The organism is Henriciella marina DSM 19595, from assembly GCF_000376805.1.
Classification (GTDB): domain Bacteria; phylum Pseudomonadota; class Alphaproteobacteria; order Caulobacterales; family Hyphomonadaceae; genus Henriciella; species Henriciella marina.
In genome coordinates, this window is record NZ_AQXT01000002.1 from 2,797,084 (window position 1) to 2,823,407 (window position 26,324).

Consider the following 26,324-nt stretch of genomic DNA (forward strand, 5'->3'; position numbering starts at 1 on the left):
CCACAACATGAATAGATTCACACTCGCCTCGCTTGGCGCGCTCACTCTGGCCATGGCGGCCTGTTCACCCGGCGAAGAGCCGCCAGAAGAAATGGCCCCGCCGCCGCCGCCGATCGACGACAGCATGGATGCTGATGGCACGGCAGAGACCGATACATCCGCAATGGCGGCTGAACCAGCCGACGCGCTCCAGCTCATCAAGCTCGATTGCGGCACGATCTATGTCTCGGACCTCGATATCTTCTCGGTCGAAGGCGACTATGCCGGCCAGACCGACACCTTCACCGACACGTGCTGGCTGGTGCGCCATCCAGACGGCGACCTTCTCTGGGATCTCGGCCTGCCGGGAGAGCTTGCCGACGCAGGCGAGCAGACCCAGAGTGTCTTCACCGTCTCGCTGGAAAAGACGATTTCAGACCAGCTCATCGAAATGGGCCTCGGCATGTCCGACATTGAGATGGTCGCCATCTCGCACAGCCATTTCGACCATGTCGGACAGGCAGGCGATATCGACCCGTCGACCACATGGCTGGTGAATGAGGCCGAATACGGCGAGATGTTCCCGGCATCCGGCGGTGACGGCGTCGAAGCTGAAAGCCAGTTCCCGGCCTTTGAAGGCCTGACCCGCGAAACCATCGGGCCGGACCATGATGTCTTCGGCGACGGCTCTGTCACCATCATAGAGACGCCCGGCCACACGCCCGGCCATTCCTCGCTACTGGTCAATTTGCCTGAAACGGGCCCGGTCCTCCTGACAGGTGACCTCTATCACCGCGAGGAAAGCCGTGAAGGCGCCCGCGTGCCATCCTTCAACTTCGATGTCGAAGCCACCCGTGCCTCGATCAAGGAATTCGAAGCGCGCGCAGATGAGCTTGGCGCCATGGTCATCATCCAGCATGAACCGGCCGATACTGACGACCTGCCTGCCGTGATGAAGTAGGCTCAACTGAAACCAAACTCCGTCCTCATCCTGAGCGAAGTCGAAGGACGAGGGCGGAGCCCGGTGCATTTAATCCCGACACCACCAAGCGTCATCCCGATTTTCGCGCCAGCGAAAGACCGGGACCCAGTGCGGTTCAGCCCCTAATCCGCAATCCCCAGCATACCTTTAAGGATTGCAACCTGCCGGTCGAACGCCGCCGTCCCCGGCGCAACAAGCTCGACATGGCCGGTTTCCGCCACCTCGACATAGCTCGCATCGTCGCCCGCAGCCGCCGCACGTGCGGTATATCCCTGCCCGAGGACCGGCGGCGCAATCTGGTCATTGCCGCCGTTCACGCTGACCTGACGCACACCGATCGGCAACAGCTCGGCAGGCGATGTATCAGACAACACGTTCGCACGGCCCTCTGACGGCGCGCCAGTCAGCGTGTCCATGATGTCGGCGAGACAGCCCGCCTGCGTCACGGACGCGGAGGCTTCAAGATCGGCAAGCCCGCCCGTATTCACCACGCCCGCAATCGGAAACGGGACTTCATCATAAAGCGGGCTCGTCTCCGCGAGCCTGTGGCGCGCCGCCGCCCAGAGTGCCAGATGCCCACCGGCGGAATGCCCGATCGCCGCAATGTTCGAGGTATCCAGCCCAAGCCCCGGTCCTTGCGTCCTCAGCGCATCGACCGCCCGCGCGACATCCTCAAATGTGCCGGGATAGCCGCCGCCCGTCTCGTCGACGCCGCGATACTCGATATTCCAGACCGCCATGCCCTCATCGCGCAGCGCCTTTGCGGCGTAATTCATCAGCGTGCGGTCGGCGATTTCCTTCTGCCAGCACCCGCCATGCACCATCAGCACGACCGGATGCGGGCCAGCGCCCTCCGGCAGCCAGACATCCACAATATCGCTTTCCCCCGCGCCCGTCCGAACGCTGGTGCTCGGCTCTGGCAAAGGACGTCCCGTGAGGTCGCCCCAGCTCATCAGCGTAGGGGCGGGCGCGTCTGCTTCTGCAGTTTCCGCTGCACCATGGGCGCGGGCGCTTACGTCTGTCTCGTCCGGTCCCTTACCCAGAGAGATGCATCCGGCGAGCATTATCAGCGCTGCGCAAATCGATGGTCTTGCTGGCATTGGCTTGCTCTCACAGCTGAATCTGCATTGATCTGCCTGCCAAGGCGCGCGATGGCAAGAGAACCTAATGCGCCCACAGGGGTTCTTACTGGCATGTTCTACAAATTGCCCTCCAGCCGCGATGAAGCGGTCAATTTCGACAGGCACGACATCCTCGCCCATGCGCGCGAGGCGTTCGATATAGAGGGCGGTCTTGTCTATCTGGTCGGCCACTCGCTTGGGCCTGCCACCCATAATGCGCTCGATGCGCTGCACCAGGCGGCCAGATATGATTGGCGCCGCGGCCTCGTGCGCTCCTGGAACACGGCAGGCTGGTTCACGCTCGCCAGGAAGACCGGCACGCAGCTGGCCCGCCTTACGGGTGCCCGCCGCCAGGAAGTCATGGTCGCCGACAGCGTTTCGGCAAACCTCTTCAAGCTCGCCTCTGCGGCGCTTTCGGCGGGCCTTCCCGCCTCCAGCACGCTGATCATCGAAGAGGATGAGTTTCCGACCGACCAGTACATCACAGAGGCGCTCGCCAACCTGCAGGGCGCAGACTTTCGCCGCGTCCCCGCTGGCGAAGGCCTTGCCACGCTGAGCGAGACAGGCGGCATCCTGGTCCGCAGCCTTGTCAGCTACCGCAATGGCGAACGCCGCGACATGGCGCAGGAAGAAAAGCGCGCAAAGGAAAGCGGCGGTCTCATCATCTGGGATCTCAGCCACGCCACCGGCGTCATAGAGATAGCGCTCAACAAGGCCGGCGCCAGGCTCGCGACGGGCTGCACCTATAAATACCTGAATGGCGGGCCCGGCGCGCCGTCCTTCCTCTATGTCCAGAAGGATCTGATCAAGAAACTTCAGACCCCCATGCCGGGCTGGATGGGCCACGCCCACCCCTTCACCTTCGATGCCGAATATACGCCCGCAGACGACATCACGCGGTTTGCCAATGGCACCCCGCCGATCCTGTCGCTCGCCGCGCTGTCAGGGGCCCTCGAAGCGTTCGAGGCGCTGGATATCTCTCTCGTCGCCGCCAAGGCACGTGCCTTGGGCGATCTTGCCACGCACCGCGCCCAGGAGCTCGGCCTCACCGTCTGCTCCCCGCTTCAGGCAGACCTTCGCGGCGGCCATGTCAGCTTCAGCCACCCGAACGCGCACGAAATCGTCCGCGCGCTCGGGGCGCGCAATATCCTCGCAGATTTCCGCGCACCTGACACGATCCGCTTCGGCCTCTCGCCGCTCTTCCTGCGCTTCACAGACATCTGGGACGCCATGGACGCCCTCGCCGACATCCTGGAAACCCAGAGCTGGGACAAGGAAGAATACCGCGAACGCGCCGCGGTGACGTGAAGGCGTAAACACCGCCCAGACACCGCCAGAACACTCTCTCGGCACCCCACTTCACCAAAAATATCCGCCCCCTTGCCGCGCCCATCTAGTATCTGCGTCATGATCACCCGCGACTGGATCTTTGAGACGCTTGCGAAGCTGGATGTCCGCCACTGGGCCGTCTTTTTGTGGGAGCTGTACTGGATCGGCCGCTATCTTGACGCTCTGCGCGCCGAACACAGCTCCGGCCTCATCGGCCTCGGTGTCTGCCGCAAGGGCCGTATCTATATCACCCTCCAGGCCTTCGGGGATGAACCCGTCCAGGATGACTGGACTTTGTTTGCCCCACGCGCCCCATGGGAAAGGTTCGCGCCAGCGCTCGTGGTCCAGACGCTGAGTGGAGATGGCTGCGGTCTGGTGCTGTTGGTGGTTTTGACCAGACGCACGTCCAACGGTGGATCCAGAGCGCCATCCGGTCCGTCCGCCCAAGGCCAGCCAGACCTCAAACCACCTTGAACCCTACACCAACCAAGCCCTCTCAAAGCCGACATGGTGAGCAACGTCGAACCATGCTGCAGGCACGCCTTGTCACACTCGCAACTCATCCGCCGCACCCACCGGGTCTGCGGCCAGACGCGCTGCCCCCAATAGCCCCGGGCCCCTTTCGATATTCGACGTGCGGTTCGGGACTGTTCGCCGGCGAATTCGGGGATGCTCTGGCTGAGCGCAACGTGAACACGCCGATCCATCCCGGTTAAGTCTGCCTCTCCTAGACCGGTCTGCGGCGCACGGTAGTCGCGCGCATTTGACCCTGAAAGGTAAAGAACATGAAACTTCGCATACTCCTCGCAGCCGGACTTAGCCTGACCGCCATGGCGGCAACCGTTTCAACAGCCGAGGCCCAGTCCCGCAATCAGGTTCGTATCGACCAGTCCGGTTATTCCAATGAGATTGCTGGCCGCCAAACGGGTTACCGGCAATCGCTCTCCGTCCGGCAGGATGGCTATGGCCAGTTCATCAGCACCTTTCAGAACGGGGCGCGCAATGGTGCCACGGTCGGTCAGTACGGGCGCTACAATGATGCGGCGCTTGCTCAGCAGGGCCGGCGCAATGCCACGGTCGTGGGACAGACGGGCGCCTACAACTCTGCCGATACCTATCAGTCAGGTTCCGACAATCTGACGGGCGTCGCCCAGATCGGGAATGGTCACAGAGCGAGCACCTATCAGACCGGATCGCACAACGGTCTCGGCGTAATCCAGGTCGGCGAAGGCCAGACAGCCAGCGTCAGGCAGTCCGGCGCAGGCAATGTTATGCTGGTGATCCAGGGCGATCACTGAACAGGCCCATGAGGTGGCCGGTAAGCGTCAACCGCTTGCCGGCGCCTTCTTGCCCCTGACCCCCCCCCCCCCATTTTCGAGAGGGCACGTGCCGCCGCATTCGCGGGCACGCGGCCCGGAAAGGAAACAAGAATGAAACTCCATATACTCCTCGCCGCCGCAGCAGGCCTCACCTGCATGGCAGGTGCCGCTTCAACGGCCGAAGCGCAGACCCGTGGTCATGTCCGCATCGAGCAGTCGGGCAGCAGCAATGAAATCTCTGGCCGTCAGACAGGCCTTCAGGCGACGCTTTCCATTCGCCAGGATGGGTATGGTCAATATATCCAGGCCTTCCAGAAAGGCGCGCGCAGTGTTGCAAAGGTTCGTCAGTACGGCCGGGCCAACCAGGCCATCCTCGCCCAGCATGGCTGGCGCAATTCCACCTTTCTGGGGCAGGCGGGAGCTTACAACGCCGCTGACGCCTATCAATCCGGATCCAACAATCTGACGGGCGTGGCCCAGATCGGCCGTGACCATCAATCGACCACCAGCCAGACCGGGTCCTATAGTGCGCTTGGCGTGATCCAGGTCGGCGATGGCCAGGTCGCCGACGTCAGACAGACCGGCAATGGCGAAGTCATGCTCGTGATACAGGGTGGTTTCCGGTAACGGACAAGATCTGGAGGTAAGGCGGCCCCTCTCGTCTGCTCGCCGCTTGCTTTCCTATTGCTCCCACAGCCCGGCAACTGGACGGTTCAAGCGTTCGAAAGGCCTTGTGAGGCTGGCGACCCCGACAGGATTTGAACCTGTGACCTACAGATTAGGAATCTGTTGCTCTATCCTGCTGAGCTACGGGGTCGCGCCGGATTGGCGATAGCGTGTTTCAGGCCGGGTTAGAAGGGGTGGCGATGCGGAAGGAATGGGGTCTGGCGGCGATTGCCTGTCTGCTGCTCAGCGGCTGCGGCGGGTCTGGGCCGTTCGGCGACATGGAGCCTGGAGAGCGCGGACGGGTCGTGCGGATTATCGATGGTGACGCGTTGGTGCTGGACACCGGTCAGAGTGTGCGCCTTGTCGGGGTCGAAGCGCCTGCGATGAACTGGCGGGACGATGACCCGGAGCCGCATGCCGAAGCCTCGTCCCGGATGCTGGAAGATCTCGTCATGGGGCGAGAGGTACGGCTCTATTATCCAGGCCTGACGCGTGACCGCTATGACCGGGCGCTGGCTCATGTGGCAACGGCAGACGCCAAGGGCCCGGCCTATTGGCTGAACATGGAAATGCTGCGCCGGGGCGGGGCACGGCTGAGGGTCTATCCGGATACGTCGGCTGGAAGCGAGGCGTTACTGGAAGCCGAGCTTGCGGCTCGCGAGGCAAGTATTGGACTATGGAAAGAGGCTGAGTATCTGCCGCTGCGTGCAAGCGCTGTGACGCCCGAAACGCGGGGATTTCTAATCATATTCGCCGAGTTGGCTGGACCGGCGTCTCAACCCGAGGAGACATATGGCGACCCGCCTGCATGTTCGCGTCAGACGCAAGGCGGGGCGCTCATCATAGATATCGAAACGAGCGCCGAGATCCTTTGCGACACTGAAGCTGGGGTGAAGGCAGAGCTTCGTGGCTGGGTGTCGGGTGGACGGCTTGAGCTCGTCCACCCGCTTCATTTCGTGCGGCTGCCAGACGGCGGCTAGCCCGCGATATATTGCGCGCCGTTCACGGTCATTGTCGCGCCGGTGATGAAGGCGGCTTCTTCCGATGAAAGATAGGCGCACATCGACGCGATCTCCTCGGCCTTGCCGAGGCGGCCGACAGGGATGGTGCCGATAATGCTTTCGAGCACCTTTTCCGGCACCGCGCGCACCATGTCAGTGTCGATATAGCCGGGGGCGACGACGTTGACGGTGATGCCCTTCTTGGCACCTTCCTGTGCCAGCGCCTTGGTAAAGCCGATTAGGCCTGCCTTGGCAGCCGAATAGTTTGCCTGACCGAACTGGCCCTTCTGGCCGTTGATCGAGGAGATATTGATGATCCGGCCCCAGCTGCGCTCACGCATGCCGTCCCAGACCTGCCGGGTGACGTTGAACGCGGAGGTGAGGTCGGTGTCGATCACTTCCTTCCACTGGTCGACCGTCATCTTGTGAAACGGGGCGTCACGCGTGATGCCGGCATTGTTCACGACGACATCGACAGGCCCGAGATCGCTTTCGATCTTTTTCAGGCCCTCGCCGGTGTCTTCATAGCTGGCGACGTCGAATTTGTAGCATTTGACGCCGAGGTCGGCCTCGCACTGGCGTGCGGCTTCCTCATTGCCAGCAAAGTTTGCTGCGACGGCGTACCCGTCGGCTTTCAGCCGCTCGCTGATCGCGCGTCCAATTCCTCTCGTGCCACCTGTTACCAGTGCGACTTTTGCCATATCTTCCCTCCAGGCATTGTGCGCAGCAAAAAATTTTGTTGCGTCTGCTCAACGTATTGTAAGCTGCGCCCTGTATAAGGGGGACAGATGATTTTGAAAGTCTCGCGATTTCATGCCATTGTTGGCGCAAATCACGAATAAGAATCGCTCTCGAGGGCGTATTGGAGGGCATGAAATGACCAAGGCAAACGCGACTGGCGACACAGTCATCATCAAGAAGTACGCCAACCGGCGGCTTTATGACACATCAACATCTTCCTATGTGACGCTCGACCATCTGGCCGAACTTGTGCGCCGCGAGGTCGATTTCGAGGTCCGCGATGCCAAGACGGGCGAAGACCTGACACGGACCGTCCTGACGCAGATCATTTTCGAGAAGGAAAACAAGGGCGATGGCGCGCTGCCGCTCTCCTTCCTTCGCCAGCTCATCGGCTTTTATGGCGGCGGCGCTCAGAAAATGCTTCCGGCCTGGCTGGACATGAGCATGAACAGCTTTGCTGAAAGTCAGGACCGCTGGAAAAAGGCCATTGGCGGCACGCATCCCATGGCGTTTTTCGAGACCCAGACACGGCGCAATATGGAGCTGTTCGAGCAGACGATGAAAATGTTCGCTGCGCCAGCTGCGACCCAGCAGCGGGCTGCAGATGCCGCCGCCCAGCAGCGCCGTGCGCCGCAGACGAGCAGCGATGAAGGCAATGGCAATGATGCACGTGATGAGGCCATGGCTGCGCTGAAGGCACAGATGCAGGTCATGCAGCAGCAGCTCGATACGCTCTCAACGAAATCCTGAGCAGGTCAGGCCGGGCCGCGAACGCTACCGGTTATTTCTAGCCCGCAGCCACGCCAAGCGGTGAGGCGGCAAGCACCTTGCCGAAGCCCTGTTCCTGCACGATGACGGCGCAGGCTGTCTCGCACTGATAGGAATAGGTCACCTGACCGCCGGTCCAGAGGCCGAGCGATGTGGTCTCGACGACCGGGTTGACCATGCCGGTCGACCCGGCGGTTTCCGGCAGGTATTCGATGAGTTGCACGCTGGCGGGCCGGTTCGCGTGCCCGCTTAGCGAGAAAGATCCGGGTCCCTGTGCGGTAATCTCAATGTCGAAGACATTCTGCGCGGCCTGTCTGTCGCGAATGTTCGCATTGACGGTCGCCGCGCGGGTTGCCGGGCATTCCTTGTCGCCGTCATAGACCGATTGCGGCGTATAGGGCCCGCGAAGGCCGAACCGGTCGGCATAGGCCGACTGGCGCTCAACCGCTGCCGGGGTCGCGAAGGGGTCAGGGTCACCGAGATAGTCCCAGTAATCGACCGCCCAGGTCAGGATGAAAACGTCGTCCCGTCTTTCCTTGTTCACAGTCCGGAGCGTGTCATAGGCCTGCGGGCAGACCTCGCAGTTCTGCGAGGCGAAGAGCTCGATCAGCACCGGCGTATCGGCCTTTGCTGCAGGCAGGATGGCTAGCGCGCAGAGCAGGAGAGAGAACATCGTTTTCATAATGTGCGCCCTTAAGGCCAAGCGGCGAAGATTGGAATTCACTAAGGCGTGAAATGACAGATGCCGCCCCAAAAGGAGCGGCATCTGAAAGGTTTGCGGGTGTCGCGGCCCAGCCGTTAAGCAGCTTCGCGCGCGAGATTGCGCAGGACATAGTGGAGAATGCCGCCATTGCGGTAATAGTCGAGTTCATTCTCGGTATCGATCCGCACAAGCGTGGAGATCGTCTCTGTCGAGCCATCGGATTTCGTGATCGTGACGTCGAGATCCTGACGCGGATTGATCGCGCCAATGCCGCTGATGGCAACCTGTTCGGACCCATCAAGGCCAAGGCTCTGCCAGGACTGGCCGTCCTTGAACTGAAGTGGCAGGACGCCCATGCCGATCAGGTTGGAGCGGTGAATACGCTCAAAGCTCTCGGCGACAACGGCTTGGACACCAAGCAGGATTGTGCCCTTGGCTGCCCAGTCACGTGAGGAGCCCGTGCCGTATTCCTTGCCCGCGAAAACGACGAGTTGGACGTCATCTTCCTTGTACTTCATCGCCGCATCGTAGATCGGCATCTGGTCGCCCGATGGGTGATGGATGGTCACGCCGCCTTCGACGCCCGGCACCATCTGGTTCTTGATGCGAATGTTGGCGAAGGTGCCGCGCATCATGACTTCGTGGTTACCGCGGCGCGAGCCGTAGGAGTTGAAGTCCATGATCTCGACGCCGTGTTCCTGCAGGTAGCGGCCAGCCGGGCTGGACGGCTTGATCGCGCCAGCTGGCGAGATGTGGTCGGTCGTGATCGAGTCGGCGAAGAGTCCGAGGATGCGGGCATCCTTGACGTCCTCGGCCTTGTCGAGATCGACCGTCATGCCTGCGAAGTAAGGCGGGTTCTGAACGTAGGTCGACTTTGGCGGCCAGGAATAGGTTTTTTCGCCAGAGACAGCGATGTTCTGCCAGTGCTCGTCGCCCTTGAAGACGTCGCCATAACGCTCAGTGAACATTTCCGGCGTCACGGATGCGCGCATCACTTCGGCGATTTCCTTCGACGATGGCCAGATGTCTTTCAGGAAGACGTCATTGCCGTCCTTGTCCTTGCCCAGCGGATCGGTCGTCAGGTTCACATGAAGCGACCCTGCGATCGCATAGGCAACGACCAGTGGCGGCGATGCCAGATAGTTGGCGCGGATGTCCTGGCTGATCCGGCCTTCAAAGTTGCGGTTACCCGACAGGACGGAGGCGGCGACCAGGTCGTTGTCGTGGATCGCCTTGGAGATTGCGGGCGGCAGCGGACCGGAGTTGCCGATACAGGTCGTGCAACCATACCCGACGAGGTTGAAGCCCATCGCATCGAGATCGTCCTGCAGGCCAGCGCGGGCCAGATAGTCAGTGACGACCTTTGAGCCCGGCGCGAGCGAGGTTTTCACCCATGGCTTGCGCATCAGGCCTTTTTCAAGCGCGTTGCGCGCCAGAAGGCCGGCGGCCAGCATGACGGACGGGTTGGAAGTGTTCGTACAGGAGGTGATGGCCGCAATGACGACCGAGCCATCATGGATGTGGTAGTCGGTGCCTTCGACCGAATGCATGGAGACGCCATAGGCTTCCGGCTCTGTGTAGACGTTGGTTGCGCCTTCATCGAGGAAGCGTGATTCGCCGCGCGAATCCGGTGTCGTATCCGGATCCTTCGCGCCGCCACGGATCTCATTCAGGGCATCGCGAAACGCGGTGTCTGCTTCGGTGAGCAGGACGCGGTCCTGCGGGCGTTTCGGGCCAGCAAGCGATGGGACGACGCTGCCAAGATCAAGCTCAAGCGACGAGGTGTAGACAGGGTCTTTCTGGTCAGGGCGCCAGTAGCCCTGCGCCTTGGCATAGGCTTCGACCAGTTTCACGCGGTCCGGGTCGCGGCCCGTGTCGGAGAGATACTGGACTGTTTCTTCATCAACCGGGAAGAAGCCACAGGTCGCGCCGTATTCCGGCGCCATGTTGGAGATAGTGGCTTCGTCCTCGAGGGTGAGGTTTGCAAGGCCTTCGCCGTAGAACTCGACGAACTTGCCGACGACGCCGTGCTTGCGCAGCATCTGGGTCACGGTCAGAACGAGGTCGGTCGCGGTTGCGCCTTCGGCAAGCTTGCCGGTCAGCTTGAAGCCGACGACTTCCGGGATGAGCATGGACACCGGCTGGCCCAGCATGGCCGCCTCTGCCTCGATGCCGCCAACGCCCCAGCCAAGAACCGAAAGGCCGTTGATCATCGTGGTGTGGGAGTCGGTGCCGACGCAGGTGTCGAAATAGGCGATGGTTTCGCCATCTTCTTCCTTGGTCCAGACGGTCTGGCCGAGATATTCGAGGTTTACCTGGTGGCAGATGCCGGTACCGGGCGGGACAACGCGGAAGTTGCGGAAGGCCTTTGCGCCCCAGCGCAGGAATTCATAGCGCTCGAGGTTGCGCTCATATTCGACTTTTACGTTCTTCTCGAAGCTCTCAGCGCCGCCGAAAAAGTCGACCATGACCGAGTGGTCGATGACGAGGTCGACAGGCACCAGTGGATTGATGCTCTCGGCTTCGGCGCCGAGCTTCTCAGCTGCATCGCGCATGGCGGCAAGATCGACAACGGCCGGCACGCCGGTGAAGTCCTGCATCAGGACGCGGGCCGGGCGATAGGCGATCTCGTGGCTCATGTCGCCCTTGGTCTCGAGCCATTGCTTGAACGCAAGGATGTCTGCTTTGGTGACGGTCTTGCCGTCTTCATTGCGCAGCATGTTCTCCAGCAGCACCTTGAGCGAGGCGGGCAGGCGTGAGACATCGCCGAGACCGTTTTCGGCTGCGGCCGATATCGAGTAATAGACGTATGACTTGCCGTCGACGTCGAGCGTGCGGCGTGAATTGAAACTGTCGAGGGATGGCATCGTGGGAATGACCTCTTCTTGGATGTGTCTGCGGGGCGCGCGCCGGTGCGCTGCGCGTGTTTGCCTGTCTCTTATAGTCGATGTGCAGGCGACGCAATTGCGCGGGGATGAGACTTCTTGACAGAAAACGCAGCCACGCCTCGCAAGTTGCTTGTCAGCGCCAAAGGATTGGGTGCCATCAGGGGGGAGCGCATCCTCTTTTCCGACCTCTCGCTGGAGCTGAAAGCCGGTGAGGCCATCGTCCTGCGTGGGGCAAACGGAACCGGAAAGTCCACGCTTTTGCGCATGCTGGGCGGACTGTCGCGTCCGGATGCGGGCACGGTGGAGAGGGCGGCGCGGCATCACTGGATCGGCCATCGCAATGGCATCAAGCCGCATGAAACCCCGCGCGCGCACCTATCTCATTGGGGGCGGGTCTGGGGCAGCGACAGGGCGGCGCTGGATGTCGCGCAGAAGATGGGCCTGGAACGCCCCTTCGATGTGGCGGGCCAGCTGCTTTCGGCAGGACAGAAGCGACGCACTGCAATTGGACGGCTTTTGCTGGCCGATCGGCCCATCTGGCTATTGGACGAACCTTTCACCGCGCTGGATGGGCAGGGCCGGGAGTTGATGACGGACCTCATAGGCAAGCACCGCGCCTCTGGCGGCGGTGTCATCGCTGCGCTGCACGGCGAGGCACCTTTCGACGCGAGCCGCGAGGTGGTGCTGTGAAGACGCCCTCTCCGCTCCGCGCGGCCTTTCGCCAGGCCTTCAGCGAAGCCTGGGCGGGCGGGGCAGGCGTGCTGTTGCCCATCGGCTTCTTTGCAGGCGCGGCCATGCTTGTGCCGTTTACTGTTGGCAGCGAGGCGAGCCAGCTTTCGGCCATCGGGACGGGCATTCTCTGGGTCGCGCTGGCGCTGGCGTCTCTGGTTTCCATGGAGCGCGTCTTTCAGGCAGACCTTGAGGATGGCGCGCTGGAGCTCTGGGCGCAGGAGGAAACGCCGCTCTTTCTGGTCGCCGCGGCCAAGATGCTTGCGCACTGGATTGTCTCTGGCTTGCCACTTGTTCTTTTGACCCCGCCGATTGGTATTGCGCTTCAGGTCGATCCCGGCGCGCTCATTCCCGCAATGCTGGCCTATGGTCTTGGCGGTTTGGCCTTCTTCCTATGGGGCGGGGTGGCCGGGGCGTTGGCGGCCAGTGTCGCACGCGGCGGATTGCTGATTTCATTGCTGGCCCTGCCGCTTTTTGTGCCGACCGCGATTTTCGGGGCGCTCGCCACGATTGAAGGGCCCGGCGGGCCGAGCCTTCTCTTCCTCGCGGCGGCGACGATGTTTGCGCTGGCGGTTGCGCCTTTCGCCGCATCTGCGGCGCTGCGCTTGGCGGTGGATTGAGACACCTTTAACAGGGGACGAGATGATCAGGGCGTTCGCAAATCCGCACCGTTTCATGGCGCTGTCGCGCTGGCTCGCGCCGGCCTGTCTGGCTGTTGGCGCCTTGCTTATGGTCTGGAGCGTCTGGCAAGGCCTCTGGATCGTGCCGCAGGATGACTATCAGGGCGGCGACATCATGCGCGCCATGTTCATCCACGTCCCATCCGCCTGGCTCGCCATGGGCAGCTATATGGGCCTCGCCGCGACCAGCCTGATCTGGTTCGTCTGGCGACACGAGCTCGCTGATATGGCAGCCAAATCCATCGCACCGCTGGGCGCAGCCTACACGGCGCTGTGCCTCGCGACGGGAAGCATCTGGGGCAAGCCGACATGGGGCACCTGGTGGCTCTGGGATGATGCGCGGATGATGTCGGTGCTGGTCATGTTCTTCCTGTTTCTTGGCTATATGGCGCTGCGGGCGGCGATGGAGACGCGCCAGAAAGCGGCGCGGGCAGGCGCGATACTCGCCATGGTCGGGGCGGTGAATGTGCCGCTCATCAAATTCTCGGTCGATATCTGGTCGTCCATCCATCAGGATGCGAGCGTGCTGCGGCTTGATGGCCCGGCCATGCCGCCTGTCTATCTGACGCCGCTCCTGATTGGCGGACTTGCACACATGATCTTCTTCGCTGGCCTGACCATGATGTTGATGCGGTCTGAGGTCTGGCGTCGGCGCGGCGACGTGCTGATCGCGCGCAAGCTGGCGGGGGCCTGAGATCATGCTTCCGGTTTTCGAACAGAACGCGGCCTATATCTGGGCGATCTATGTCATAGGCTTTATCGTGCCGGTGGGCCTGACTGTCTTTGCGCTGATGCGGGCGCGGATCGCCAAACGCCGCTTGGACCGGTTGCAGGCTGAACGGGAGCAGGCATCATGAAGCTCTGGCAGGCCCTTCTACCGTTGGCGCTGCTCGGCGGGCTGGGCGTGCTCGGCGCCTATCAGCTGCTGCAGCCAGACGATGAGAGCTTTGTTGCCAAGGCCAACCGGCAGGCGCCTGCGCGCACATTTCCGCTACTCGATGCGCCAGACAGCGAGATCGGCTTTGCGCCGCCGCCCGGTGACATGCCGGTCATGGTCAACCTTTTTGCCAGCTGGTGCGCGCCCTGCCGGGCAGAGCATGGCGATATCACAGAGCTCGCGCGGCAGTTTCCAGGCCAGGTCTATGGCCTTGCCTACAAGGACGCGCCGGAGGCAACGCGCGGCTTTCTGGCCGAGCTTGGCAATCCATTCGAAGAGATCGGGGTCGACCGGTCAGGCCAGGGCGGTCTCGATTTCGGGCTGACAGGCGTGCCGGAAACATTCGTGATCAGCCCTGAGGGCCAGATCATCCTGCATGTGCGCGGTCCGCTGGACCCGGAGCGCAGCCGAGAGGTCGCCGAAGCGCTCGGAGGCTAGACGCCTACTTTTTCTTCTTCTTTTTCTTCTTCTTGTCGGACTTGGGCTTGGACGGTTTGTCGGCCTTGTCCTTCTTGCCCTTTTTAGGCTTGTCTTTCTTGTCCTTGCTATCGCCATCCACCGCGCTCTCGGCGACTGTCTCGTCGATCTCGGCTTCATCATTCGGGGCGCCAATCGCGCTCAGCGAGACGATGAAACCGGCCCGGCGGTTGGATCTCACCAGCGAGAGGAGGTCCCTGTCAGCGGCTTCGACGCCGGGCAGGGCCGCGTCATAGACTTCGCGCCCTTTCGGCAGCAGCGACACCGCCTTGGCGCGCGCGTCCTCTGGCGAGGTCACACGTTCGATATAGCCTGCCGCTTCCATCCGGCGGACCATTTCAGCCAGGGTGGAGCGGTCGATCCCGGTGCGGTCAACGAGGCTGGACTGGCTCTGTCCCCCCTGCGCGGCGAGGGCGGCGAGGACAGCAAACTGGCGAAGGGTCAATCCTTGCCGGGAAAGCGTTTCAGCCGAGAGGTTCACCGCCGCCTGCTGGGCGCGATGCAGCAGATGACTGGGCGATGTGGACAGATCGAAGCCCTGCTTGTCTTGTTCGTCGGCCATCTTGAACTATCCTTGCTAGTCTTCGCTGCACCCGCTCTATAACCAGTATCTGGAAACAAACCGTGTGCGGATCAATGCAGTTTTCCAATAAAGCACCACGTTGACAGGTTAATGACACAGACGATCGACGAGAAATTCGAACTTCGCGTGCCGGACGGCGATGACCGTGAGCGCAGGCAATGCCTGACCTGCGGCTTTGTCGACTATCGCAATCCAAGAATTGTGGCAGGTTCAGTCGTGACGAAGGGTGACCAGATCCTTCTCTGCAAGCGCGCCATTGAGCCGCGAAAGGGCTTCTGGACCTTGCCTGCGGGCTATATGGAGCTTGGCGAGACGGTTGAGGAAGCGGCCCAGCGCGAAGCACGCGAGGAGGCCTGCGCCGATATAAAGATTGACCGTATGCTGGCGACCTATTCCATTCCGCGCATCGGGCAGGTGCAGATCATGTTCCGGGCGACGCTGGAGTCAGAGTTTGCGGTCGGCCCTGAAAGCCTCGAAGTGCAGCTCTTCGACTGGAAGGATATCCCGTGGTCGGAGCTTGCCTTCCCGACAGTCGTCTGGGCGCTGACGCATTATGCCGAAACCCGGCACAGCTCTGATTTTGTGGCGTTCGGAAACCCGGACGGGACCGACAAGGTTACGCGCTAGCTTCGCGCTCGGCTTCTGGCTTGTCGTCATCGCTGTTGCGAAGATGCTTCATCGTATAAGGCACATTGGCTGCACCAAAGGCGAGCGTGATGACCCAGGTGCCGAGCTTCCACCAGGTCGCCCAGGCATCCTCGAAACTGCGTGCCCCGAACGTGATGCCGAGAAAGTCATACTCGCCAGCGGGTGCCCAGAGCAGACCTGCAATGTAGAGCGGCTGTTCGAGCGGCGGCACGAAATAGCGCCAGATGAACTCATTCGCGGCTGCCATGAAAACGAAATAGCCGCCCCAGCGAATGGCCAGCTGTGTCCATGCATGGTCAGGCAGGTCAAAGACCGTCTTGAACATCACTTTCCAGATATTCGTGCCAGAGGCGAGCGAGCCAAAGATGAAGGCGGCTAGGATCAGCTGCTGGATGGTTGGCTTGGCATAAATGAAGCCCTTGTCCTGCAGCACGATGCCAATGATGCCGAAAGAGCCGACGATGCCTGCGCTCATCAGCGTAAAGAGCGGCACACGGCCACCTGTCAGGAGGCGGCGGGCAATGAAACCGACCGTCAGAATGATCAGCACACCTGTCGCCCAGTAGAGCGCGGTATCGCTGTTGATGGCGACCCCCATGCCACCAATCGTCGTTTCGATATCGATATCGAGCAGCCGGATCAGATTATAGATTGCCACAAAGGCCATCACGGGCAGCAATTCGCCCCAGATCTGGTTGGCTTTATTGGCGGCGGTGCCAAGGTCGTCTTTTTTATCGGTCATACAGCCATTACGAAGCAGGGGTCTCTGTGGATGCGCGGAGCCTGTCTTGCACGAATGACCGTGCACCTCCAGCATCAATGACCAGAGCGGCTGCCAGATAGACAATACCACCGGCAATGGCTTTCGCGATCAGCTCTGGCCAGCTGCCAAAGTCCGGTATCAGCGCGATGGCCGGCCACATGGCGAGCGATGCGGCCGCGATTTTGAGCGTGGAGACAAGAGGGAACGGGAAGGCGATATAGCGTCTGCCGCGTGCGGCGATGACCAGAATGCCGATCGAATAGCTGAGAATGGTCGCGCCAACGGCGCCGATAATTCCAAATTGCGGGATCAGGATGAGGTTGGCGGCGATGTTCACCCCAGCTGGGATTAGCATCAATAGCGCCTGTTCCCCCGTCTTCTGTGCCAGCTGAAACGCCTCCGCATAGTAATGCATCAGGAGGCCATTCATCAGGCCGGCAAAAGCGATCCACGGAATGATCAGCGCGGCCTGTTCCCGAAGTTCCTCGCCAATCAGTGCTTGAGATAGCGGCACTGCCACCAGCGCGAGGCCGGTCGCAGCGGGGAGCCCGATCAGAAGCATGGTCGAGACAAGGTTTTTAGCTTCGTCTTTTGCGGCATCGGGGCCCTGTTCTTCAAAGGCTGCGAGGACCAGCGGCGCCCCGGCCATGGCGGCCCAGGCGCAGAGAAGCAGGATCGTCTTGTCGGCGACGCCATAGCCGGCGGCATAAGCGCCGACGGCAGCCTCGCCAAGAAAGACGGAGATAAGGAACCGGTCCGCGACAGAGAGCAGCAGGTCCAGCGAAAGCGCGGCCGCAATGGGCAAGCCATAGGCATAATAGCTGCGGATCTTGACCTTCTCAGGCCTTGCGCGCCCCGCAGCTTTCTGAAGCCAGATGAGCTGCGGCACGCCGACGATGAGGCCGGAAACGGTGAGCCCCATAAAGGGCGCGGCGGCCCCTGCATCAGTGGCCCAGGCGATCAGTGCGCCGATTACGAATCCGCCCAGAAGTTTGAATGAATAGACAAGGACATAGCGTTGGACCTGCTGGCTGGCGCGGTGTGCTTCGAGCGTTGCCTGCACCAGCGTACCCACCGGCATGAGGAGAGCGATCCATGGCAGGATGGCGAGGTAACGCGGCATGTGCGCAACCGCCGCTGCAAGCGCGACCATTGCTATGGCCGCCAAGAGGAGAGAACGAAGCAGAAGGGCGCGGACCGTGGCGAAGTGAACCGCCAGTTCTTCGGGGCCCTCCGCCCGCGCCTTGGCGGTATAGCGGTAGGCGGCTGCCTCACCGGGTGCCAGCGTCAGCGTGTGGATCAGCGCCATGACCGAGACCATCAGCGCATAGCGGCCATATTCTTCTGGCCCGAGGAGGCGCGTGAAGACGTAGACCGCGCCAAATGAGGCAAGGGCGCTTGCCAGATTGGCGGGCAGATAGCCTGCAAGGTGACGGGCAAGTTTCATTGCCCCCGCCCCTAGCAGAGATATCCGAAGGGAGGATTAAAGGCCGGTCTCAAGCAGGAGAAGCCCAGCCGCCAGGATGCAGGCCGCGACGATGCGGCGAGGCCCGAACCCCTCCTTGAGAAACACCGCGCCCAGGATCGCCCCGAAGACGACAGAGGTTTCGCGCATGGCCGTAACCGTTGCGGCATCGGTCATCGAAAAGGCGAGCAGGGCCGCGCCATAGGAGATGACGGACGACACCCCGCCAACCATGCCGCCGACCAGCTGGGGTCTCAGCCTCTGAAAAAGCTGGCCGCGGCGCGTCCACATCGTCACGGCGGTCGTGGCGATCCAGTCCAGCATGAAAAGCCAGACGATGAAGGTGAACCGGTTCTCCGCAAGACGGACCCCATAGGCGTCGGTCACCGAATAGAGACCGATGCCAAGCGCGGTAAGGCCTGCCCAGAAGAGGGCGACCCGGTCGAGAGAGGCCTGATCCAGCGACTTGCCGGCAGGAAGCGCGAAGACGATCAGGGCCAGCGTCGCGAGCGTTAGCCCCGCCCAGCCCACAAGCGTCGGCATCTCGCTCAGGGCAAAAACCGCGATGATGGCGGTCATGAGCGGAGCGAGGCCACGCATGACCGGGAAGACCAGCGAAAGGTCGCCGCGATGCAGCGCGCGGATCATGAAGAACTGATAGATCCAGTGGGCCCCGATCGCCATCGCGATGGCGGGCCAGAGCGCGGCTTCCGGGAACGGAACGAAGAAGGCAAAAGGCAGGACGCAGAGCGCCGATGTAACCGAAAGAACCATGCGCGCGCTGAGCACATCGCCGCCGCGTTTGACCGCGAAATTGGCGAGCGCCACGGTCACAGCCGAAAGCAGGCAGAGAAGAAGGGGAAAGGCAGTAGCGGGCATCGCCTGCCCTGTCGGTCTGGAGCGGCGTGTTTGTCAAGCTTGGGCGGCGGCGGGAAAGAAGCGCACAAGGACCGCTGGCGCCGTCTCGGCGCTTGTGTCCCGTCGACCTATTAACTAGGTGGGTGCCAGATAGGATAGGCCACGGCCAGTCCCAGCGCCAGCTCCCTTGACGAAACTTAAGGTCGGCGGACAGCTGGCTTCCTCGAACGCCGCAGCCCTTGTGCTACCCTATCAGATAATGCGCCGCCCCCCTTTTGAACAGGGGAGATGCAGCGGCGCGTGGCTGTGCAGCGATAAGCCGGCCGCATGACACGGATTTCATGAAAAACGATTATATTACAATGCGCACATCTAACGGCGCTGTGGGTTGAAGGGGGCGCCTCTATCTGTTTGGCTGGTCGTCGAACCGCAATGAAAGGAGACACCCCATGTCTCACACGACACTTCGCACGACCGTTGGCGCAGCGCTCGCCGCAGCCATGATGTTTGGCGGCACCGCCGCTGTGGCCCAGCAAAGCGTCCCGCAAGAGGCTCAGCCCCGCCAGGCACAGCCGCAGATCGAGCCGGTGACCGACGCTGAAATCTCACAATTCGTTGCTGCCAATGACGCGGTAGGCGAGATCGCAGCAGAGGTTACGCCTCAGCTCGAAGCAGCAACCGATCAGGAAGCGGCCCAGGCCCTGCAGGCTGAGGCCCAGGAAAGCATGATCGCCGCGATCAATGATGAAGGCCTGACGCCTCAGCGCTTCACCCAGATTGCGCAACTGGCGCAAATGGATCAGGAGCTTGCGACCAAGCTGCGCGCAGAAATGAACAGCTAAAACGCTGATATCAAAGCAATCCTGTTCAAAGCCCTGCCACCCCGGCGGGGCTTTGTTTTTGTGCGCCATAAATTCCGCCCCCGGAAGAATTGAGATATCACTTGTCTTTGAGCGCGGCCGGTGGAAGTCTTGCCGCTTGAACCCGTCAGGCATTTCGTGAGGTGGAGAATGAGATATCTTCTGGTGGCCGGTCTTCTTGCGCTAACGGCCTGCGGCGGCAATGACAGCGACCCGCCTGAGATGCCCGCTTCAGGCGGCGATAGCGTCGGTGCAGGCGGAGAGATGCCGGTCGAGCAGCAGCCGCTTCCGGAGATCGTGTCACCGCTAGCAGAGGCCCCGCCGCTGATGCCCGGCACCTATTGCTATTACCGCGACGATGAGAACGTCACCGAGGGCCTGCAGGTCAACGTGATGGATGACGGGGCCGTCAGCGGCAGCAATTTTGGCATCATTCACCAGGAGGCTGCCGGCTATTACGCGGCCTTCTCCACCGTGCTGAGTAATGGCGCTCTGGACGATACCGCAGCGGTGACATTCGACACACGAACAGAGGTCGATGGAGACAGCCAGAGCAGCAGCGCCATCTGGTATCTCAGCGAAAAAGGCGCCGTGCCCGACGGGCTGGACATCATGCCCGAGCCTTCGCCCTGTGAGGGGCTCGAAGATAAGGTCCAGACCGAAGGCGCGCCTTAAAAGACCGCCCGAAAATGCAAAAAGCCCCGGCTTTTCAAGGGCCGGGGCTTTCGTGTTTCGGGCGTGAGCATCTAATTCAGTAGCTGCGTCACCAGTTGCGTGGCGAGCTGGACCATCACCACATCGCCGTCGACTTCGGCATAATAATAGCCATCGCGCGGGGCGCTGAGGCCGTAACGGTCATAGTCGCGGATTACGCGGTAATCACGATAGGTCCGGCCATTGTACCGGATGGCGTCGCGCTGGCCATCTTCATAGCCGTCATTATAGGCACGCTGCTCATCGCGGCGGTCATCCCAGCGGTCACGGTCGCGGTCGCGGTAATGACCCCGGTCACCGGCAGGCGAACACAGGCCCTTCTTGGCGTGTCCTGGCGGGCAGTGTGGCGGGTCGGCAAAAGCCGGGGCGGCTGTGGCGGCGAAAGCGGTTGCAATAGCCGCGAAGGCGCTGTTTCGCATGAGGTTTTTCATTCTTCCAATGTCCTTTCGATGCGTTCTGCACGGCATTCAAACGGACAGGATGAGCGCGCAGTTCCGCGCCGCCGCCTTAACTTCGGTTAAGGTGAGCTATTTCGCGAACAGGCGCGACATGTCGGCAAAGGCCTTGATCTCAATCGCGTTGCCGGAGGGGTCGGTAAAGAACATGGTCGCCTGCTCACCGGGCTCTCCCTTGAAACGGATATAGGGCTCGATCAGGAAATCCACGTTGCCTTCAAGACGTTGCGACAGCGCCTGCCAGCTCTCCATGTCGAGAACCAGCCCGAAATGGCGAACAGGTACACCCTTGCCATCAACCTTGTTGGTCTGCCCCCCGCCGCAGAGATCGGGCGCGAGATGCGCGACGATCTGATGCCCATAGAAGTCAAAGTCGATCCACTCGGCGCTCGACCGGCCTTCGGGGCAGCCCAGAAGCTCACCGTAGAAGCGCCGCGCGGCGGCAAGGTCATGGACGGGGAAGGCAAGATGGAAAGGATGCATGGGCGGAAATTCGCGTGGATCGAGGGCCGGGTCAATCTGTGAATTTGCAGTCGGAAAGTTCGCGGCTCTGAGGGTAATTCGACGGTGTCGCCACGGTGCACGGGCGGTGTCTGGGCGGTGCTTTTTGAAGCTGATATGCGTTTCCGGGAATTCTACAGTTTTTGTCGATCTCGTCGCGCCCCGCTAGAGTGCCTGCCATGCAGCACGACATCAAATCCGTACTCCTTCGCCAGCATGATATGGCCTGGCGCTTCGCCGAACTTCATCTCGACGCACTGACGATGGAAGACTGCCTCTGGCGGCCGGGCGGCGATATGGGCCTGCATGTCTGGCGCGATGAGTCGTCCGGTTCCTGGCGCGCCGACTGGCCGCAAAGCGAGGCCTATGAGATCGGCCCGGCCAGCCTCGGCTGGATCACATGGCACATGCTATTCTGGTGGCGCATGGTGCTCGACCAGAGTTTTGGCGAGGGGCAACTGACACGGAGCGATATCGCGTGGCCGGGCACGGCGGATGGCGTGCGAAGCGAGGCAAAGGCGGTTGAGGCGCGCTGGCGCGCAGCTATCAAGACGCTAGGTGAGGACGAGCTGTTAAGCCCGGCGCTAACGCGCTGGCCCTTCAAAGACCGGCCGTTTGCCGATGTGGTAGCGTGGGCAAATTTGGAGTTGATGAAGTCCGCATCAGAAATGGGCTATGTGCTGTTTCTCCGGCAGGGGCAGAGACGCTAGGTTGCGAGGTGGGTTCTTGAGGCTGCGTCTGATCTGGCCTGAGCTGTTGCTGCCCTCACCCCCGCCCCTCTCCCGAATCCGGGAGGGGGTATAGTGATGTTCAAAATAAATTATTCGTGACCCATAACCAGTCCCTCGATCGAATGTTGGGTGAGCGGGACTCCGAGAGCGGTTTGGTGCCGGTTGAGCGAGACATCGATCTCCAATTGAAAACGCTTGGAATTTAGCGCTTCAACAGTAATGTAATTTATCACGGCTTGTAGGACAGCTACGGTCCATATTGAGTGTTGGGTTTACATGTTACATGGCTTTGGCACCGAAATTACCAACGGGGTTGGACGACAATAGAAATAGAAGATTTCGTCCTAGGAATTCCCTTAGATATAATTTACGCCGATACCTTCACCTGAATGGTATTTTTCCGGATGTGGAAAACCCGCATACATTCTGCGAAAAAATTTGGGTTAGAATGCTTTTTGACAGGCGTCCAATACTTGCAGAAGCATCTGATAAGTTGCAGACAAAACGCCTTGCCAAAAAATTTCGGATACCGTGCCTGCCAGCGTTGAGCGTACATCGAGTTCCAATCACACCAGACCATTTTGATGGCTCGCTACGACCAACCATTGTGAAGGCTAATCATGGTAGCGGTTGGAATTATGTTGTTTCCAATAGGAATAGCTACGCCCCGAAATTGCTGTACAATTTAACACGCAATTGGCTGGCCTCTGATTACTCAGTTAGAAAATTTGAGTGGGCCTATTCTGGAGCAGCTCGACGCATTTTCATTGAGCCCCTCATTTTCCAGCACGGTCGAATTCCAGATGATGTGTCGCTCTTTTGTTTTCGAGGATTGGTTAGAGCTGTTTGCGTCACTTCCGACCGTTGGCAGGGAGCCAACAGAATTTGGTTTCTCGACCCATACTCGCCAACGCTGCAAAAGCGTTACTCTTTTGATATTCGAATGTTGGCGGTCGCCGCTGCAAAAATATCCGACGGCTTTGACTTTTTGCGCGTGGACTTCTTAGCTTTGCAAAAAAAGTTCTTTCTGAATGAGCTTACCGTATATCCGTCTGCGGGCATCAACACTATTATTCCAGAATTCGTGGACAGGGAACTTGGGAAATATTGGACAATCGAAGATTCCGTTAAGCTATATCCAAATGCTTTAGTACGGTTTCAAAGAGAATGCGATGACCTTCTTCATTGAGATGCACTCCATCGGAATAAACCGCCTTTCCATAGAGCATATCCCAAGCGTCTATTTCAACGCAATGATGCGAAGCTAAAACTTCTCTGGCTGCCGATCGGAACCTTTGAATATTGTCGTTTAAGTAGTAGTAGGGTCCGAGAGGGTTGGTGCGAGATTCATCGACTGGAGGAATGCCTAACAAATAAACGTCTTGGCACATATCCTGAGCGTCACCTAATATCCTGTTTAGGTTAGACTGGAAATCCAGAAGAGCTAATTCGGATGATCTTGGGTCATCCGCGACTTTCAGACGACTATCGTTAGTTCCAACGCCGATTATTAATGTTGGAACTTTTCTGGCGCTAACTTCCGCGACAAGACGGCTTTTCAAATTCTCTGTATTGTCGCCGCCAATACCAAGATTGAATACCGCTGACATTTTGTTCCGGGATTCAAGCTCTCGCCTTAGTAATCCTACCCATCCGCCATTAATCGTGTCGTGGCGGCCATAAACAATGCTGTCCCCAATAGCCGCTATTTTTCTTTTTTGTTCAGTAGCTTTCGGACTTCTCCTAAATAGATTGAACATATTGAATCACCTTTTCAAAGCCTGAGATTAAATCTAACGATCTGATATACTCACGATTTGCTTTTCCTACCTTAATTTGAAGATCGGGCTCGAAAGCGGTTGCCAATTTATCGGCCAGCTCTGTTGAGCATTGATCAAGGCTCTCGTGTCGGTCAACGAAAAGTCTTTGAATATTTAGCGTAGACACGCACTCAGAAACGCCTCCGATGTCCATTGCAACCACCGGCTTTCCTGCAAAGGCCGCCGAAAGTACAGATGAAGGCCGGGGGTCCTCAAAATCGTTCTCGCCACAGGCCGTGTGTAAACAAACGTCGATCGCAGAGTACATATCAGGCAGATGTTCTATGGGTACATTTGCAATTGCTATTTTACTGGTAATTTGTCGCCTTTCCACCTCCCGTGAAATAGGCAATATATCTCCTTCGCCGAAGAAGCATAGTTGTGTATTTAGAAGCTTGGCTTGGCAAAACGCATCAAGAGCTTTGAGCGGAGATTTATCCTTATGAATTCTCCCTACTACGCCGACCCAACGCTTTCCAGAGTCCAGAGTCCCAAACCTGGGCTCGGACAGCGCGGCAAGTATTTCTTTTGCACGCACGACATCGTTTACCCCATGCGATTCAGGAAAACTCGGAACAATTCCAGAAATCTGCAGTCCAGCCGCTTCCATTTTTGTGCGCTGAAACTCGGATACACAATATAGAGCGTCGCACTTCCTCAAAGATTTGAGGTAAATCGAACGAAACGATCTTGCGGCGAAAATAGAAGAAAAGGGGTATGATTTCTCAGCCTCTCGAAATGGCCAAAAGTATCCGTCTTTGCCTCGCAAGAAGCACACGATTGACTTTACGCCAAGCCTGCGAAGAGCATCCATCTCCGGTTCCAGAACCGCAAGTTCTGGAAAAGCGGAAACGAAAAAAATTGAGTCGATATGCTGAGTCCGGACAATCTCGTTTATGCGCGCGGAAAGTTCAAAATGGTTCAAACTAATAGTCGACTTAGACAGTGCACATTGGCCATAAAAGAATAGCTTTAACTGGCTTGGATTTGTCGATGCATTAACCTGCGCCGCAACTTCGCCGCTCGCAAGATGCTTCGGCATAAGGAGGTACGAAGTATGTCCGAGGCTACCGAGGATCCTTGTGAGTGGGCGGACAAACGATATCGTGTGGCCAGCCATTGAGATGACGTCATCATTGGGGTCATGGACATCCGCAAATGCCTTCTTGCAAACTATCAAGATATTCATGTCTGAGGCGAGGGAAGTAGCACCCTTCCCGGCATGGCCTCGTAGTTAATTCTACAATTAAACCCATCGGCAATAATTGCACCGAACAGCTTGTGCCCTGTGCAAACCAGTTTTCCATCTACATTGAGATACACGAATTCGCGCTTCAAATTGCGTACGGCTGTGATGAATCCCGCTGACAACGTTACATCAGCACCAACCAACGAATGTCCCAAATAGCTTGCATGTGCCATTTTTAGTCGAGATACAGCTATGGTTGTTCGAATTTCTGCGCCCGGTCCCACATAGGACCCAGGACCAATCACCGTCGGGCCAAAAATTGTTGAATTCGGACCAATTTCGCATTCGTCCAAGATGACAACGTCGCCAATTAAATGAACGCCGCGGTGTATGACTGCGGATTTTGAGACAAGAGAAAGCCCACTCGTTCGCGCCTCTTTCAATCTTGTCGCCGTTTCTATTTCATTGAATGCTGACCTGCCGGATAGGCTTTCAGTCCGGAAAGTCTTCAATTCGTTGAAGGCTTTGAGCGCCAATAGCTGCGATCTCCACCAGATCGGTGATGAGAAAAGTGAGAACGACACAGGTAAGCTTTTCTTGATGAAGTTCGGAACATTATGGTGCATCAGTACCCTTTGGCTCTTTCGGCTCAGATACTATTTTGGTTTCCATGTTGTTGTCAGATTGCTCTGGCTCAATCACGTGGAGAGACGCTGGCGACATGTTGTCGAGCTTGGTCGCCTCATTGCCAGGGGTAATTTCGTCTTCCTCACCTTGAGGGGGCACGCCTGACAGGAAATTTCCGACTGCTGGTGCGATGTTCAGTGAAAATATCGCTACCCAGGTAGCAACAAACCCCCAGATAAGCGCCTGCATCAACTTACCTGCACTCAACCTAGTGCGCTCTAAGGCCAAAAAAACTTTCAGATGCCGCGCAAATCCGTTTCTGATGCCCGCGAACGCTACGGAATCTGATTTCACTTCGGTCAGTGGTAATACCGTATACGTTTTTGTTGAAAGCATCTGAGCTTCCAGGTCCTCAATTACGGGTCGCCACCTACTGAGATAATATCCCGACTTATTATTCATCATAAGCCAGATCCAAGAAAAATACACACCTAGTGTTGAGGCAATCAGTTTCATGTCAAACTTTATTTCTATAGACAATGCTGCCCCGACGAGCACTCCATTTACTATCAGCATCAGATTATTCCGAACCCAATACCGATCTGCTTCTCGGTCCCAAATACTAACAACCGTTGAGTGTACTTGCGCTAGTGCCTGCGCATCTACCGAACTTTCCGATGCGCTTCCGGCGTCCCCAGGTTTGCTTGGCTCACCTTCTGAGTTTGTTGGTTTTGGGGGCTCTGCTTCACTCATTGTCCGAACCTGATGGTCAGCCTTTTCACGCGGAACG

At 59.2% G+C, this 26,324-nt stretch carries 31 protein-coding genes, 1 tRNA gene and 1 other RNA gene; 17 read left to right on the forward strand and 16 right to left on the reverse strand.

Going from position 1 to position 26,324, the window contains the following annotated elements; genetic code table 11:
• Nucleotides 1-7 precede the first annotated feature (7 nt).
• A complete protein-coding gene (locus F550_RS0114000) occupies nucleotides 8-940 on the forward strand; it encodes an N-acyl homoserine lactonase family protein (RefSeq protein ID WP_018149202.1) in 933 nt (310 codons plus the stop codon).
• A gap of 143 nt (nucleotides 941-1,083) precedes the next feature.
• On the opposite strand, the gene F550_RS0114005 is transcribed toward F550_RS0114000, so the two are convergent.
• Nucleotides 1,084-2,061, reverse strand: coding sequence for an alpha/beta hydrolase family protein (locus F550_RS0114005; protein WP_233349035.1), 978 nt, complete (start codon nucleotides 2,059-2,061; stop codon nucleotides 1,084-1,086).
• A 93-nt stretch (nucleotides 2,062-2,154) separates the two neighbouring features.
• On the opposite strand from F550_RS0114005, the gene F550_RS0114010 reads away from it, so the two are divergent.
• The 4 genes from F550_RS0114010 (at nucleotide 2,155) to F550_RS0114025 (ending at nucleotide 5,357) form a co-directional block, all read left to right on the forward strand.
• Nucleotides 2,155-3,390: an aminotransferase class V-fold PLP-dependent enzyme gene (locus tag F550_RS0114010; protein WP_018149204.1), complete on the forward strand. Its 1,236-nt coding sequence runs from the start codon at nucleotides 2,155-2,157 to the stop codon at nucleotides 3,388-3,390.
• A gap of 72 nt (nucleotides 3,391-3,462) precedes the next feature.
• Entirely contained in the window at nucleotides 3,463-3,885 is a 423-nt protein-coding gene (locus F550_RS0114015; RefSeq protein ID WP_233349036.1) for a hypothetical protein, read from the forward strand.
• Nucleotides 3,886-4,196: 311 nt separating this feature from the next.
• Nucleotides 4,197-4,709, forward strand: a complete 513-nt coding sequence (locus tag F550_RS0114020) for a hypothetical protein (RefSeq protein ID WP_018149206.1) — start codon at nucleotides 4,197-4,199, stop codon at nucleotides 4,707-4,709.
• A gap of 132 nt (nucleotides 4,710-4,841) precedes the next feature.
• Nucleotides 4,842-5,357 carry a hypothetical protein gene (locus F550_RS0114025; protein ID WP_018149207.1) on the forward strand — a complete coding sequence of 172 codons (516 nt, stop codon included), beginning with the start codon at nucleotides 4,842-4,844 and terminating at the stop codon, nucleotides 5,355-5,357.
• Between the two features lie 113 nt (nucleotides 5,358-5,470).
• Here F550_RS0114025 and F550_RS0114030 read toward each other — a convergent pair.
• Nucleotides 5,471-5,547, reverse strand: a tRNA-Arg gene (locus tag F550_RS0114030).
• 49 nt (nucleotides 5,548-5,596) lie between these two features.
• Here F550_RS0114030 and F550_RS18710 point away from each other — a divergent pair.
• On the forward strand, nucleotides 5,597-6,376 hold the full coding sequence (locus F550_RS18710) for a thermonuclease family protein (protein ID WP_018149208.1): 780 nt from the start codon (nucleotides 5,597-5,599) through the stop codon (nucleotides 6,374-6,376).
• Here the strand turns inward: F550_RS18710 and phbB are convergent.
• The gene (gene phbB, locus F550_RS0114040) at nucleotides 6,373-7,098 is read right to left on the reverse strand and encodes a beta-ketoacyl-ACP reductase (protein WP_018149209.1); all 726 of its coding nucleotides are present in this window, start codon (nucleotides 7,096-7,098) and stop codon (nucleotides 6,373-6,375) included. The two genes, F550_RS18710 and phbB, sit on opposite strands and share 4 nt — an antisense overlap.
• Nucleotides 7,099-7,273: 175 nt before the next feature.
• Between phbB and phaR the strand changes: the two genes are divergently transcribed.
• Nucleotides 7,274-7,888, forward strand: coding sequence for a polyhydroxyalkanoate synthesis repressor PhaR (phaR, locus tag F550_RS0114045; protein WP_018149210.1), 615 nt, complete (start codon nucleotides 7,274-7,276; stop codon nucleotides 7,886-7,888).
• 37 nt (nucleotides 7,889-7,925) lie between these two features.
• Here phaR and F550_RS18715 read toward each other — a convergent pair whose 3' ends face one another.
• Together F550_RS18715 and acnA are read right to left on the reverse strand one after the other, a co-directional pair.
• The gene (locus F550_RS18715; protein WP_169332273.1) at nucleotides 7,926-8,588 is read right to left on the reverse strand and encodes a DUF1223 domain-containing protein; all 663 of its coding nucleotides are present in this window, start codon (nucleotides 8,586-8,588) and stop codon (nucleotides 7,926-7,928) included.
• 116 nt (nucleotides 8,589-8,704) lie between these two features.
• A complete protein-coding gene (gene acnA, locus F550_RS0114055) occupies nucleotides 8,705-11,476 on the reverse strand; it encodes an aconitate hydratase AcnA (RefSeq protein ID WP_018149212.1) in 2,772 nt (923 codons plus the stop codon).
• A gap of 117 nt (nucleotides 11,477-11,593) precedes the next feature.
• Between acnA and ccmA the strand changes: the two genes are divergently transcribed.
• From ccmA to F550_RS0114080, 5 genes are read left to right on the forward strand one after another with little or no spacing between them, the layout of a single operon-like run.
• Nucleotides 11,594-12,187 carry a heme ABC exporter ATP-binding protein CcmA gene (gene ccmA, locus F550_RS0114060; protein ID WP_018149213.1) on the forward strand — a complete coding sequence of 198 codons (594 nt, stop codon included), beginning with the start codon at nucleotides 11,594-11,596 and terminating at the stop codon, nucleotides 12,185-12,187.
• Nucleotides 12,184-12,846 (forward strand): heme exporter protein CcmB, encoded by a 663-nt coding sequence (locus tag F550_RS0114065; RefSeq protein WP_018149214.1) that lies wholly within the window; start codon nucleotides 12,184-12,186, stop codon nucleotides 12,844-12,846. Before ccmA ends, F550_RS0114065 begins: the two co-directional genes overlap by 4 nt.
• Nucleotides 12,847-12,868: 22 nt before the next feature.
• Nucleotides 12,869-13,600: a heme ABC transporter permease CcmC gene (gene ccmC / locus F550_RS0114070; protein ID WP_018149215.1), complete on the forward strand. Its 732-nt coding sequence runs from the start codon at nucleotides 12,869-12,871 to the stop codon at nucleotides 13,598-13,600.
• A 4-nt stretch (nucleotides 13,601-13,604) separates the two neighbouring features.
• Complete coding sequence (locus F550_RS19235; protein WP_018149216.1) at nucleotides 13,605-13,763, forward strand: heme exporter protein CcmD; 159 nt, start codon at nucleotides 13,605-13,607, stop codon at nucleotides 13,761-13,763.
• Nucleotides 13,760-14,281, forward strand: a complete 522-nt coding sequence (locus F550_RS0114080) for a redoxin family protein (protein WP_018149217.1) — start codon at nucleotides 13,760-13,762, stop codon at nucleotides 14,279-14,281. The genes F550_RS19235 and F550_RS0114080 overlap by 4 nt, the downstream gene beginning before the upstream one ends.
• Nucleotides 14,282-14,285: 4 nt before the next feature.
• Here the strand turns inward: F550_RS0114080 and F550_RS0114085 are convergent, their stop codons facing one another.
• Nucleotides 14,286-14,882: a MarR family winged helix-turn-helix transcriptional regulator gene (locus tag F550_RS0114085; protein ID WP_018149218.1), complete on the reverse strand. Its 597-nt coding sequence runs from the start codon at nucleotides 14,880-14,882 to the stop codon at nucleotides 14,286-14,288.
• A gap of 111 nt (nucleotides 14,883-14,993) precedes the next feature.
• Between F550_RS0114085 and F550_RS0114090 the strand changes: the two genes are divergently transcribed.
• On the forward strand, nucleotides 14,994-15,530 hold the full coding sequence (locus F550_RS0114090; RefSeq protein ID WP_018149219.1) for an NUDIX hydrolase: 537 nt from the start codon (nucleotides 14,994-14,996) through the stop codon (nucleotides 15,528-15,530).
• Here F550_RS0114090 and F550_RS0114095 read toward each other — a convergent pair.
• The 4 genes from F550_RS0114095 to ssrS form a co-directional block, all read right to left on the reverse strand.
• On the reverse strand, nucleotides 15,520-16,293 hold the full coding sequence (locus F550_RS0114095; protein ID WP_018149220.1) for an inner membrane-spanning protein YciB: 774 nt from the start codon (nucleotides 16,291-16,293) through the stop codon (nucleotides 15,520-15,522). The genes F550_RS0114090 and F550_RS0114095 overlap by 11 nt on opposite strands.
• Nucleotides 16,294-16,300: 7 nt before the next feature.
• Entirely contained in the window at nucleotides 16,301-17,761 is a 1,461-nt protein-coding gene (locus F550_RS0114100; RefSeq protein ID WP_018149221.1) for a lipopolysaccharide biosynthesis protein, read from the reverse strand.
• A gap of 36 nt (nucleotides 17,762-17,797) precedes the next feature.
• The gene (locus F550_RS0114105) at nucleotides 17,798-18,658 is read right to left on the reverse strand and encodes a DMT family transporter (RefSeq protein ID WP_018149222.1); all 861 of its coding nucleotides are present in this window, start codon (nucleotides 18,656-18,658) and stop codon (nucleotides 17,798-17,800) included.
• A gap of 64 nt (nucleotides 18,659-18,722) precedes the next feature.
• Nucleotides 18,723-18,879, reverse strand: a non-coding RNA gene (gene ssrS / locus F550_RS18990) — 6S RNA.
• 207 nt (nucleotides 18,880-19,086) lie between these two features.
• Between ssrS and F550_RS0114110 the strand changes: the two genes are divergently transcribed.
• Nucleotides 19,087-19,479, forward strand: a complete 393-nt coding sequence (locus F550_RS0114110) for a DUF4168 domain-containing protein (RefSeq protein ID WP_018149223.1) — start codon at nucleotides 19,087-19,089, stop codon at nucleotides 19,477-19,479.
• 168 nt (nucleotides 19,480-19,647) lie between these two features.
• Complete coding sequence (locus tag F550_RS0114115) at nucleotides 19,648-20,172, forward strand: hypothetical protein (protein WP_018149224.1); 525 nt, start codon at nucleotides 19,648-19,650, stop codon at nucleotides 20,170-20,172.
• A gap of 71 nt (nucleotides 20,173-20,243) precedes the next feature.
• Here the strand turns inward: F550_RS0114115 and F550_RS17980 are convergent, their stop codons facing one another.
• Together F550_RS17980 and F550_RS0114125 are read right to left on the reverse strand one after the other, a co-directional pair.
• Entirely contained in the window at nucleotides 20,244-20,642 is a 399-nt protein-coding gene (locus F550_RS17980; RefSeq protein ID WP_018149225.1) for an RcnB family protein, read from the reverse strand.
• 96 nt (nucleotides 20,643-20,738) lie between these two features.
• Nucleotides 20,739-21,149 carry a VOC family protein gene (locus tag F550_RS0114125; protein ID WP_018149226.1) on the reverse strand — a complete coding sequence of 137 codons (411 nt, stop codon included), beginning with the start codon at nucleotides 21,147-21,149 and terminating at the stop codon, nucleotides 20,739-20,741.
• A 197-nt stretch (nucleotides 21,150-21,346) separates the two neighbouring features.
• On the opposite strand from F550_RS0114125, the gene F550_RS0114130 reads away from it, so the two are divergent.
• Complete coding sequence (locus F550_RS0114130) at nucleotides 21,347-21,877, forward strand: DinB family protein (RefSeq protein ID WP_040500555.1); 531 nt, start codon at nucleotides 21,347-21,349, stop codon at nucleotides 21,875-21,877.
• Between the two features lie 304 nt (nucleotides 21,878-22,181).
• Nucleotides 22,182-23,087, forward strand: a complete 906-nt coding sequence (locus tag F550_RS18995; RefSeq protein ID WP_083911000.1) for an ATP-grasp fold amidoligase family protein — start codon at nucleotides 22,182-22,184, stop codon at nucleotides 23,085-23,087.
• Here the strand turns inward: F550_RS18995 and F550_RS19000 are convergent.
• From F550_RS19000 to F550_RS0114145, 4 genes are all read right to left on the reverse strand, one after another.
• Complete coding sequence (locus tag F550_RS19000) at nucleotides 23,026-23,658, reverse strand: SGNH/GDSL hydrolase family protein (RefSeq protein ID WP_083911001.1); 633 nt, start codon at nucleotides 23,656-23,658, stop codon at nucleotides 23,026-23,028. The two genes, F550_RS18995 and F550_RS19000, sit on opposite strands and share 62 nt — an antisense overlap.
• Complete coding sequence (locus F550_RS0114140; RefSeq protein ID WP_169332274.1) at nucleotides 23,642-24,760, reverse strand: glycosyltransferase; 1,119 nt, start codon at nucleotides 24,758-24,760, stop codon at nucleotides 23,642-23,644. Before F550_RS0114140 ends, F550_RS19000 begins: the two co-directional genes overlap by 17 nt.
• A 143-nt stretch (nucleotides 24,761-24,903) precedes the next feature.
• Nucleotides 24,904-25,443 (reverse strand): LbetaH domain-containing protein, encoded by a 540-nt coding sequence (locus F550_RS19005; protein WP_169332275.1) that lies wholly within the window; start codon nucleotides 25,441-25,443, stop codon nucleotides 24,904-24,906.
• Nucleotides 25,444-25,522: 79 nt separating this feature from the next.
• The gene (locus F550_RS0114145; protein ID WP_156807946.1) at nucleotides 25,523-26,287 is read right to left on the reverse strand and encodes a RipA family octameric membrane protein; all 765 of its coding nucleotides are present in this window, start codon (nucleotides 26,285-26,287) and stop codon (nucleotides 25,523-25,525) included.
• Nucleotides 26,288-26,324: the final 37 nt, after the last annotated feature.